Source organism: Nocardioides zeicaulis, from assembly GCF_042432345.1.
Lineage (GTDB): Bacteria > Actinomycetota > Actinomycetes > Propionibacteriales > Nocardioidaceae > Nocardioides > Nocardioides zeicaulis.
Window position 1 is genome coordinate 1,974,883 of the sequence record NZ_JBHLXH010000001.1, and the last position, 10,931, is coordinate 1,985,813.

The following is a 10,931-nucleotide window of genomic DNA, read 5'->3' on the forward strand; positions in this document are numbered from 1 at the left end:
CGATCAGGCCGGTGAGCCCGCGTCGTACGACGTGGTGGTCGTCGGCCACCAGCACCCGGATCATCCGACCGGCACCTCCATGCGCAGCGTCGTCCCGCCGCCCGGGACCGACTCGACCTCCAGTGTGCCGCCCGACTCGCGGACCAGCCCGGTCAGGTTGCGCAGCCCGAAGTGCCCCTCCGGTCCGGCTGCGCCCGGGTCGAACCCGCGACCGTCGTCGACGACCTCCAGCACCAGGGTCTCGCCCTCGCGGCGCACGGTCACCGAGACCCGCGTGGCCGCGGCGTGGTGGACGACGTTGCGCACCGCCTCCTGCGCCACCCGCCAGGTCAGCGCGACCGTCGCGTCGCCGGCCTCCTCGTCGCCGGAGACGTCGACGTCGACCGCGACCCCGGCGGCGGTGAGCGGGGCGGTGAGGTCGTGGAGGGCGGCAGCGAGGCCACCGGTGTGGAGGTCGGGCGGGTAGATCTCCACGAGCAGGGAGCGCAGCGAGCGCATGCTGGTGCGCAGCGCCCGGCTGACCTCGTCGAGGTCCTCGCGCACCTGCGGCTCGAGGGTGGGCGACGTCGTGAGGGTCGAGAGCGCGTACGACGACCCGGCGAGGTCCTGCACGACGCCGTCGTGGAGGTCGCGCGCGATCCGGAGCCGCTCGGCGTCGGAGGAGCGCACCGCCGCCTGGAGCAGCTCCTCGCGGACCCGGGCGCCGCGCGCGACGCGGCGGGTGAGCAGCAGCACCAGCGGGGTGGTGAGCACCAGCAGGACCAGCAACGACCCGAGGGTGATCGGCAGGAAGCGTGCCAGGACGGCCTCGCGCTGACGACCGATCTGGCCGGCGGTGAAGTAGGCCTCGAACAGCAGCGGCTCGCCCTCGGGCGACCAGATCTGGGTGTAGACCTCGAGCAGGTCGGGCCCGAGCTCGCGGTCGAACCGGTTCTCGGGCTTGGAGAGGTCGGACAGCTCGGCGTCGGTGTGGCCCTCGCGGAGCGCCTCGAGCTCCTCGTCGTCGAGCGGGTAGCGCGAGCCGATCAGCTCGGTGCGGTCGCTGTAGACGATGGTGCCGTCGGCGCGCCACATCTTGATCCGCCGCACGTCGCCGACCAGCAGCCGGTCGAGCACCTGCCGGTCCAGGCGGTCGATCGCGGCGGGGTCGCCGTCGACGAGGCCGCGCGGGACGGCCGGCTGGGCGACCGAGCGGGCCAGCACCTGGGTCAGCGTGCGGGCGTCGTCGATCGCCTCCTCGTCGGCGGCGTCGCGGCTCAGCCAGCTGGTGGCGATCCCGACCAGCACCAGCACGACGACTCCGGCGGCGAGGAACTGCACCACCGGGTGGGTCAACCAGCGCATCGGTCCTCCTGTGTGGTCAGTAGTGGACCACAGCGCGGCAGACCTGTCCGCCGTAGGTCGCACGGAACCGGACCTCGTCGGCGCCGGCGAGGTCGACGATCGTCCGCTCGACCTCGAACGACCCGCTCGAGCCCGCCGTGCGGGAGTGCCCCCGCGCGGACACCGAGCCGTTGTGGCGCAGCTTCCACGCCCAGCGCTGCCCGGCGCGGTCGGTGTCCACCTCGGCCTCCACCTCGAGCCGTCCGTCGTCCGACCGCACCCGGAGCCTCCACTCCGCTCGCCCGGAGCACGACCCCCGGAGGTCGACCCGGTCGTCGTCCCCCGACGCCGCCGCCGGGGCCGCGAGGGCCAGCGGCAGCAGGAGCGCGCACCCCAGGAGGGCGGGCACGGGCGTGCGGGGGGTGGCGGGCATGGGTCCTCCTCGGTCGGGGCCAGCCTGACCCAACGGCGCCGCCCGCACGAGGTGTCCGATGGTGCTAGTACCCCCAGCCCGCACGGTCACCAGGCGGTGATGCCCTGCACCAGCAGCACGAGGCCGAAGACGACGAACGCCGCCGTGGCGCCGTAGCGGATCGCCTTCTCGGGCAGCCGGCGACCGAGGACCGCACCGACGCCGATGGCGAGCGCGTCGGCCGCCACCATGCCGACGGTCGAGCCGACCCAGGTGCCGAACCAGCCCTCGTGGGTGGCGAGGGTGATGGTCGCGAGCATCGTCTTGTCGCCGAGCTCGGCGAGGAAGAACGCCAGGGCGACGGCGAGGACGGCCGCGCCCTGGCTGCTGCGCGCCTTGTCGGCCTCGTCGTCGGTGAGCTCGTCGCCGCGCAGGGTCCACGCGGCGAAGCCGAGGAAGGCGAGGCCGGCGACCACGTTGACCGCGGCCTGGTAGTCGCCGAAGGCCGAGCCGATCGCGGCGCCGATGGCGACCGAGGCGAGGTGCACGACCGCGGTGGCGACGGTGATGCCGATGAGCACGTCGCGGGCCCGGTAGCGGGCGGCGAACGTCATCGCCATGAGCTGGGACTTGTCGCCGAGCTCGGCGACGAAGATGACGGCGGTGCTCAGGAGCAGCGCTTCCATGGGGTGTTCCTCTCCGGGCCGGCCGGAGGGGACCCGGGACCCGCGAGAGGTCCGGACGCGCCTTCGACCAGGCACGTCCGTCTACAGGGTCGTGTTGCTGGTCGAAAGTCTCGTCCGCCACCGTGACGGTGGCCGGCTGCACCGGACCCGAGGGGTCAGCGTGTCGACGCAGCTGTTGGGGACTACTCCCTTTCACCGCCCACGGTAGGCCGCGCGCGCGCCCCGGTGCCAATCCGGAGGGCGGGCGACCGCGTCACACCGCGGTGCGGCGGAAGCGCTCCAGCAGCTCGAACGCCGACTCGGCGTGGGTGCTGAGGTCGCGCCCGAGGGAGTGCTTGACGAAGGCGGTGTAGCCGACGGTGTCGGCCACCTCGCGGGCGCTGACGTTGCGGAACCCCATCGACCAGGTGGCGAAGGCGCGGGCCGCGACGGTGCGACGGTCGAGCACCTCGATGCGGTCGTGGCGGTCGTCGGCACAGATGGCGTCGAAGACGGCCATCACGTCGCGCTCGGCGCCCTCGAGGGTCTGGATGACGTTGCCGCCGCTGTAGAGCAGCAGGCCGGTGACCCCGAGGCTCTCGTTCTTGGGGCGGATCTGCTCGATCAGCTCGACGAGCTCGTCGACCGTGAAGAGGTCGGTGGCGGCGCTCGTGTAGGTCAGGGTGAGCACGGCTCCCTCGACGTGGGGCTCGGTCTCGACGCTCATCGCACTCATGGCCTCGCCACGATAGGCACACCGCCGCGACCGGGGCCACCGCCCGTGGGGGTGGACTGCGGTCGGTCACCGGTGAGGTGCGTCTCACCGACCGCCGGGCGGGTCTCAGTCGTCCTTGTCGAGGTCGATGCCGCCCACCCACCGCTCGCCGGGGTCGCCACCCCACGCGTCCCACGCCACCCGGCCCGGCGAGGGGAAGCCCTCGCTGCCGTGGCTGAAGCCCTTCGCGTCCTTGTCCACCGAGTGCCGGGCGAAGTACGCCTGCATCTTGCGCACGACGTCGTCGCTGACCTCCGACCCGCCGGCGAGCTGCGAGGCCCGACGGCGTCCGGTGTCGGTGAAGCCCTTGCCCGCCTTCCCGTCCTCGATCCAGCGCACCGCGCGCTGCGCGGCCTCCTGCACGCCCTTGGGGGGTCGGTGGCCCATGTCGTCCTCCTGGCTCGTCGGTGGCGGCCCACGCTAGGTCGGCCGGCCGGCACGTCGCCTCACCCCGGCGGACCGGTGGGCCGGTGGACCGGTGGCTGGGGCAGGCTCAGCCCTCTGCCGGCTGCGGCAGCTCGTCCTCGAGCTCGCGCAGGCGCGGCAGCACGTCGGCGCCGAAGGAGGAGAGGAGCTGCTCCTGGTCGTGACCCGGCGCGTGGACGACGAGGTGGTCGAAGCCCGCCCGGACGTAGGGGCGGACCGCCTCCACCACCTGCTCCGGCGTGGTGGCCAGGATCCAGCGGGACGCCACCTGCTCGATCGGCAGCCGGTCGGCGGCAGCGGCCATCTCGACCGGGTCGTCGAGGCGGTGCTTGTCCTCCGCGCTGAGCGAGAGCGGCGCCCAGAACCGGCAGTTCTCCATGGCCTCGGCCTCCGTCGGGGCGTAGGACAGCTTGATCTCGATCATCCGGGCGATGTCACCCGGCGCGCGGCCGGCCGCCGCGAGGCCGTCCTCGACCGCGGGCAGGAGCTTGTCGGTGTAGAGGTCCATGCCCTTGCCGCTGGTGCAGATGAAGCCGTCGCCGACGCGTCCGGCGTACTTCGCCATCTGCGGTCCGCCGGCGGCCACCCAGATCGGCACGCCGCCCTCGGGACGGTCGTAGATCGTGGCGTCGACGGTGCGGTAGAAGTCGCCGTCGAAGGTGACCCGCTCGTCGGTCCACAGCTCGCGCATCAGCCGCACCGCCTCGCGCATCCGCGCCCAGCGCTCCTTGAACTCCGGCCACTCGCGCAGCCCGACGGCGATCTCGTTGAGCGCCTCGCCGCTGCCGATGCCGAGCACCACGCGGCCTGGGTTGAGCAGCGCGAGAGTGGCGAACTGCTGGGCGAGGACCGCGGGGTTGTAGCGGAAGGTCGGCGTGAGGACGCTGGTGCCGAGCACGACCCGCTCGGTGCGCTCGCCGATGGCGGTGAGCGCCGCGAGCGCGCTGGGGGCGTGCCCGCCGTCGTGGCGCCACGGCTGGAGGTGGTCGCTGACCCACACGCTGTCGAGGCCGACCTCCTCGGCGCGCACCCCGAGCTCGACGAGGTCGCGGGGGCCGAACTGCTCGGCGGAGGCCTTGTAGCCGACGGAGAGGCGGGTTGCGCCGGGGGTCGCGGTCATGCCCCCATGGTGCCGGTCGGGTGACTGCGCCGTCGCGGGGCGGCGCCGCTGCGAGACTCATCCCATGACGCGGTGGGCGGACCGGCTGGAGACCGGGCGGCTGGTGCTGCGAGGCCGCCGGCCTGAGGACGCGACGCTCCTGCGTCAGCTGTGGGGCGAGCGCGACCCGCGGGTGCCCGCGCGACGGCGCCTCGACGCCGACGGCCTGCCCACGGTCGAGGAGCTGGCCGGGCAGATCCGGGCGGAGGCGTCGTACGACGGCCCGGTCGTGCTCACCGTCGAGGAGCGCAGCAGCGGCCGGGCGATCGGCTACTGCGGGCTCTTCGCCGTCGAGGGCCGGTCGGTCGACGAGCCGGAGCTCGCCTTCGAGCTGCTCGCCGAGGTCCAGGGCCGGGGGTACGCCACCGAGGCGGCCCGGGCGGTCGTCGAGCACGCCCGCGCTGCCGGCACCGTCCGGCTGTGGGCGGACGTCTGGGCGTGGAACCGGCCCTCGCTCCGGGTGCTGGACAAGCTCGGCTTCGAGGAGTCCTCGCGCACGAGCGTCGAGGGGCGCGGCGCCAACCTCACCCTGGTCCTCGACCTCGCCGAGCCGCAGGTCGGCTCCGACGACTGACCTGGCCCGATCCCGGGGCGCGAACTCCTCAGGTCGGGCACCGGCGGACCGATGTGTTCGAGGTGACCGCTCTTCCGCTCTTCGACCCGGCGGACCTGCTGGCTGCTGCCGAGTCCGTCGAGCCCCTCCCGCACACCATCGCTCGCTTGGCCACGCTCGTGGCCGACCCGGACTTCGACATCCGCGACATCACCGAGACGGTGTCGCTCGACGTGTCGCTGACCGCTGACCTGTTGCGGCGTGCCAACGCCGCCGCCCTGGGTCACCGCTCCACGATCTCGTCGGTGCAGGACGCCGTCGTGCGGATCGGGCCCAGCATGCTGCTGTCCCTGAGCCTGGCCTCGGGCGTCGGCAAGCGGATGCTGCACGCGCTGCCGGCCTACGGGCTCGGCCCCGGTGCGCTGTGGGCGCGCTCGGTCGCCGCGTCCATCGCGGCCGAGGGGATCCGCTCGCGCGCCCGCGTCCCGGTGCCCCCGGAGGTCGGGACCGCGGCGCTGCTCCACGACTTCGGCAAGCTCGTGCTCGCCAAGCACTTCGGCAAGCAGATCCTCGAGACGCTGGCCCTCGCCGCCGCCACCGACGGCACCGACCTGCTCGAGACCGAGCAGGTCGTCTTCGGCATCAACCACGCCGAGATCGGTGCGCTGGTCGCCGAGTCGTGGGGGCTGCCGCTCACGATCGTCGACGGCATCCGCGACCACCACGAGTCGCACCCCGACCTCTCCCCGGTGAGCGCCGCGGTCGGCCTCGCCTGCGCGATGTCGTTCGAGGTCACCACCCGCGACCCGGACGCCGACGAGATCGAGGTGCGGGCCGCCCGCCGCCGCGACATCACGCCGCTCCTGGACATCCTCCAGCTCGACGCCGCCGACTACCACGCCATCGTGGCGGCCGCGTGCGAGCGCTTCGACGAGGTGTCCGACCAGTACGCCTGACCCGGCTGCCTGACCCGGCTGCCTGACCTGTTGGCGGACCAGCTGGCGGGCCGGGGCTGGCCCCACCCGGCGTCCCTCAGCCGGCCGCCATGTCGACGAAGCGCGAGTAGTGGCCCTGGAAGGCGACCGTGAGGTCGCGGGTCGGGCCGTTGCGGTGCTTGACCACGAGCAGGTCGGCCTCGCCGGGACGGGTCGACTCCTTCTCGTAGACGTCGTCGCGGTGCAGCAGGATCACCATGTCGGCGTCCTGCTCCAGCGAGCCGGACTCACGCAGGTCGCTCATCATCGGGCGCTTGTCGCCGCGCTGCTCAGGACCACGGTTGAGCTGGGAGAGCGCGATGATCGGGCACTCGAGCTCCTTGGCGAGGAGCTTGATGTTGCGCGAGAACTCCGAGACCTCGAGCTGGCGCGACTCGACCTTCTTGCCCGAGCTCATGAGCTGCATGTAGTCGATGACGATGAGCTTGAGGTCGTGGCGCTGCTTGAGCCGGCGGGCCTTGGCGCGGATCTCCATCATCGTCATGTTGGGGCTGTCGTCGATGAACATCGGCGCCCCGGAGACCTGGCCCATCTTGCGGGCCAGCTTCTCCCAGTCGTCGTCGCGCATCGTGCCGTTGCGGATGTGGTTGAGCGGCACCTTCGCTTCCGCGGAGAGCAGGCGCATCATGATCTCCGAGCGCGTCATCTCGAGGCTGAAGAAGACGCTCGTGAGGTTGTTGTGGATCGACGCTGCCCGGCAGAAGTCGAGCGCGAGCGTCGACTTCCCCATCGCGGGACGGGCCGCGACGATGATCATCTGGCCCGAGTGCAGGCCGTTGGTGAGGTCGTCGAGGTCGGCGAACCCGGTCGGGACGCCGTAGAGGCCGGCCTCGCGGTTGCCGATGGCCTCGATCTCGTCGAGGACGCCGCTCATGATGTCGCTCAGCGGCGCGTAGTCGACCGCCGCGCGGCGGTCGGTGACCTTGTAGACCTCGGCCTGGGCGGAGTCGACGACGTCGTCGATCTGGCCCTCGCCGGCGTAGCCGAGCTGCGCGATGCGGGTGCCGGCCTCGACCAGCCGGCGCAGGATCGCCTTGTCGCGCACGATCTCGGCGTAGTAGCCGGCGTTGGCCGCGATCGGCACGTTGGCCGAGAGGGTGTGGAGGTAGGGGGCGCCGCCGATGCGCTGCAGCTCGCCGCGCTTCTGCAGCTCCGCGGCCACGGTGATCGGGTCGGCCGGCTCGCCACGGCCGTAGAGGTCGATGATCGCGTCGTGGATCACCTCGTGGGCCGGGCGGTAGTAGTCGACGGCCTTGATCACGTCGACGACGTCGGCGATGGCGTCCTTCGACAGCAGCATGGAGCCGAGCACGCTCTGCTCGGCGGCGTTGTCCTGCGGCGGCGTGCGATCACCCGGCGAGCGCGGGGACTCCCCCGGCTCGTAGGCCGCCGGACCGTCGCCCCACGCCTCGTCGGTGTCGCCCTCGAACGCGATGCTCACCGCTGCTCCTCCTCGCTGCGCTTCCTGCGCTGGCACGACGGTAGGGCCGACCTCCGACACCGCCGCCGCACCGTCTCCCGCGTGTCTGCGTCCACACGTCCGTGCGGGCCACCCGGGACCTGGTCCGCGCGAGACCGTACGTGCTCGGAGGCGGTCGAGGGAAGCCGACGACGGCCAGTTGTCCACAGGCCTTGTGGACAACCTGGGTGCACCCGTGGACGACACGCCTGAGCCGGCGCACACACCGTGGACAGACCTGTGGACGAATCCGGGAGAGCGGCCGGACGCAGGCCGCTGACCTGCGGAGATGCCGTTCTACGACTGTTGAGGAAAAACTCCTGACCCCGCGACGCGTTCACCTGTCCGACATCTGGGAGTCGTCTGTCCGTGCGTCCGGGCCGCCGGGACGCAGGGCCCCGCTGTCATTCATCCACACCGCCATTCACAGGTAGTCAGAACGGGCTATTCCGCCCGCGCCCCGGGCTTCGCTATGCGGGCGCCGAGCCGCGCCGGCGCCCGGTTTCCTAGGGTGGGCGGGTGCAGGCCGTCGACCGCGAGATCCTCCGCCTGGCGGTGCCGGCCTTCCTGGCGCTCGTCGCCGAGCCGCTGTTCCTGCTCTCCGACGCCGCGATCGTCGGCCACCTCGGCACCCCCGAGCTCGCCGGCCTCGGGGTCGCCGCCGTGGTGCTCCAGACCGTCGTGGGGCTGTGCGTCTTCCTGGCCTACGGCACGACCGCCAGCGTCGCGCGACACCTGGGTGCCGGCGACCTGCGCGCCGCGCTCGCCCAGGGGGTCGACGGCATCTGGCTCGCCGTGCTCATCGGCGCGATCGCCACCGTCCTCGGGGTCGTGCTCGCCCCCACCCTCGTCGGCGCGTTCGGCACCGGGAGCGAGGTCGCCGACCACGCCACGACCTACCTCACGATCGCGTTCCTCGGCACGACGCCGCTGCTCGTCATGCTCGCCACCACCGGCGTGCTGCGCGGGCTCCAGGACACCCGTACGCCGCTCCTGGTCGCCGTCGTCGGCAACGGGCTCAACGTCGTGCTCAACCTCGTCCTGGTCTACGGCCTCGACCTCGGGATCGCCGGCTCCGCGATCGGCTCCGTCCTCGCCCAGCTGCTCTCCGCGGCCTGGCTGGTCGCCGTGGTGGTGCGGGCCGCCCGCGCGCACGACGCGCCGCTCTCGCCCGACCGCGCCGGGATCCTGGCCGCGGCCCACGCGGCGATCGCGCTGGTCGTCCGCACGCTCGCCGTGCGCGCCTGCCTGCTCGTCGGGACCTACGCCGTCACCCGGGCCGGCGGTGCCGCCACCGACGTCAACGTGGCCGCCCACCAGATCGCGATCACACTCTGGTCCTTCCTCGCCTTCGCCCTCGACGCCATCGCCATCGCCGCGCAGGCGCTCACGGGCCGGGCGCTCGGCGAGGGCGACGTCGACCGCACCCGCCGGCTGACCCGGCGGATGGTGCGGTGGGGCTGGGGCAGCGGGGTGGTGGCCGGGCTGGCGCTGGCGGCCTGTGCACCCTTCGTCGGCGCACTCTTCACCTCCGACGCCGCCGTCCGCGAGGCGCTGGTCCCCGTGCTCCTCGTCGCCGCGGTCGGGCAACCGCTCGCAGGTCTGGTGTTCGTCCTCGACGGCGTGCTGATCGGGGCGGGCGACGGCACCTTCCTGGCCTGGGCCGGCCTCGTGGTGCTCGCGGCCTACGCCCCCGCCGCGCTCGTCGCCGCGACCCTCCCGCACGGCCTGGTGATGGTCTGGGTGGCGATGACCGTGGTGTTCATGGGCGCCCGCGGCCTGCTGCTGTCGTGGCGGGCGAGGGGCGAGGCGTGGCTCGTAACCGGAGCGCGCCTCGCGCGTTGAGCCGACGGAGGGTGCGCGCGAGGGCGCGCGCCGGAGGGAGGCACCACACCGTGAAGACCCGTCCCGTGCGCCGGTCCGCAGGCCTCGCCGCGATCACCCTGGTCGCCGCGTCGCTCCTCACCGTCGGGGGTGCCGCGCCGGCCGGTGCGACGCCGGGGTGCACCGACGAGACGCCGCCGAACATCCTCACCGACGGCTGCGACGACTCCACGCCCCCGGAGACCGTGCTCAGCTCCTCGAGCGCCCCCAACGCCGCCGGGTTCGTCACGACCTCGACCATGACCTTCACCTTCTCGGCCACCGTCACCGACGGGGACGCCGGCCCGTTCGGCTTCGAGTGCGCCACCGCGACGCCCGCCGCCCCGTCGCCCGCGTGGCAGCCGTGCACGAGCCCCGTCACCCTGTCCGGCCTCGCCGACTCGGGCCCCGGCGCGTACGGCTTCAGCGTGCGCGCCGTCGACACCGCCGACCGGGCCATCGACCCCGACACGCTGCTCGGGGTCGGCACGGTCGAGGACACGCCCGACGAGGACCCCACCCCGGCCGGGCTCAGCTGGGGGCAGGACACCAAGGCCCCGTTCGTCTTCGTCACGCGCAGCGCCTACGACGAGGACACCCCGACGCAGCCCGTGGTCACCACGCCGACGCTCCCGCTGCGGCTGAACAGCAACGAGCCCGGGGCGAGATTCGAGTGCACCGACGACGGCCGGCCCGTGACCTGCACCGGTGGACGCTGGGACATGCCCGCGACGCCCGCCGGGCGGCACGTCGTCAGCGCCCGGGCGATCGACCGGGCCGGCAACGCCAGCGCCTGGTCGGCGCCGGTGGAGTTCTTCGTGCCGCTCGACCTGACGCGCAGCCGCGGCTGGCGGGCCGTGTCCGGCCGCGACTACCTGGACGGCGACGCCCTACGTGCCGCCCGCCCGGGCTCCCGCCTCGTGCTGCCCCGCACCACGGTCGGCGAGCTGCGGCTGGTGGCACCGTCGGGCCCGCGGATGGGCAAGGTGCGCCTGCGGGTGGGGCGCCGCGACTGGCACGTCGTCGACCTGTCCGGTCCGCGCGCCGCGCTGCGCCAGTACGTCGTCATCGACCGGTACTCCGGCGTCCGCACGGGACGGATCGTCATCGAGGCGCTCGGCGGCCGCGTGCTCGTCGACGGGGTCGTCGCGCGCCCGAACCGGTTCCCGACCGGCGCCCAGCGGCGCTGACGCCGCCCCAGCCCGTCGTCGTACGTCCCAACCAGCCCGGTAGTCCGCTGCGCTCGGCCGGATCCGGACCCGGTCCGACCCGCCGACTGCAGCGGACTACCCCGGGGCGCC

11 protein-coding genes are annotated in these 10,931 nt (G+C 73.4%); 4 read left to right on the forward strand and 7 right to left on the reverse strand.

The window, feature by feature from the left end:
• Positions 1-60: 60 nt before the first annotated feature.
• The 6 genes from ACFFJG_RS09670 to fgd form a co-directional block, all read right to left on the reverse strand.
• Positions 61-1,344, reverse strand: a complete 1,284-nt coding sequence (locus tag ACFFJG_RS09670; protein ID WP_378518428.1) for a sensor histidine kinase — start codon at positions 1,342-1,344, stop codon at positions 61-63.
• Between the two features lie 16 nt (positions 1,345-1,360).
• Entirely contained in the window at positions 1,361-1,756 is a 396-nt protein-coding gene (locus tag ACFFJG_RS09675) for a hypothetical protein (RefSeq protein ID WP_378518429.1), read from the reverse strand.
• A gap of 86 nt (positions 1,757-1,842) precedes the next feature.
• Positions 1,843-2,421 carry a TMEM165/GDT1 family protein gene (locus ACFFJG_RS09680; protein WP_378518430.1) on the reverse strand — a complete coding sequence of 193 codons (579 nt, stop codon included), beginning with the start codon at positions 2,419-2,421 and terminating at the stop codon, positions 1,843-1,845.
• A 253-nt stretch (positions 2,422-2,674) separates the two neighbouring features.
• Positions 2,675-3,136, reverse strand: a complete 462-nt coding sequence (locus ACFFJG_RS09685; protein ID WP_378518431.1) for a BLUF domain-containing protein — start codon at positions 3,134-3,136, stop codon at positions 2,675-2,677.
• A 105-nt stretch (positions 3,137-3,241) separates the two neighbouring features.
• Positions 3,242-3,562 carry a hypothetical protein gene (locus tag ACFFJG_RS09690; protein ID WP_378518432.1) on the reverse strand — a complete coding sequence of 107 codons (321 nt, stop codon included), beginning with the start codon at positions 3,560-3,562 and terminating at the stop codon, positions 3,242-3,244.
• Positions 3,563-3,668: 106 nt separating this feature from the next.
• On the reverse strand, positions 3,669-4,721 hold the full coding sequence (gene fgd, locus ACFFJG_RS09695; protein WP_378518434.1) for a glucose-6-phosphate dehydrogenase (coenzyme-F420): 1,053 nt from the start codon (positions 4,719-4,721) through the stop codon (positions 3,669-3,671).
• A 64-nt stretch (positions 4,722-4,785) separates the two neighbouring features.
• On the opposite strand from fgd, the gene ACFFJG_RS09700 reads away from it, so the two are divergent.
• Positions 4,786-5,334: a GNAT family N-acetyltransferase gene (locus tag ACFFJG_RS09700; protein WP_378518435.1), complete on the forward strand. Its 549-nt coding sequence runs from the start codon at positions 4,786-4,788 to the stop codon at positions 5,332-5,334.
• A 62-nt stretch (positions 5,335-5,396) separates the two neighbouring features.
• A complete protein-coding gene (locus ACFFJG_RS09705) occupies positions 5,397-6,269 on the forward strand; it encodes an HDOD domain-containing protein (protein ID WP_378518437.1) in 873 nt (290 codons plus the stop codon).
• Between the two features lie 76 nt (positions 6,270-6,345).
• On the opposite strand, the gene dnaB is transcribed toward ACFFJG_RS09705, so the two are convergent.
• Complete coding sequence (gene dnaB / locus ACFFJG_RS09710) at positions 6,346-7,743, reverse strand: replicative DNA helicase (RefSeq protein WP_378519473.1); 1,398 nt, start codon at positions 7,741-7,743, stop codon at positions 6,346-6,348.
• A gap of 543 nt (positions 7,744-8,286) precedes the next feature.
• Here dnaB and ACFFJG_RS09715 point away from each other — a divergent pair.
• Positions 8,287-9,612 (forward strand): MATE family efflux transporter, encoded by a 1,326-nt coding sequence (locus ACFFJG_RS09715; RefSeq protein WP_378518438.1) that lies wholly within the window; start codon positions 8,287-8,289, stop codon positions 9,610-9,612.
• Between the two features lie 50 nt (positions 9,613-9,662).
• Positions 9,663-10,820, forward strand: coding sequence for a hypothetical protein (locus ACFFJG_RS09720; protein ID WP_378518439.1), 1,158 nt, complete (start codon positions 9,663-9,665; stop codon positions 10,818-10,820).
• Positions 10,821-10,931: the final 111 nt, after the last annotated feature.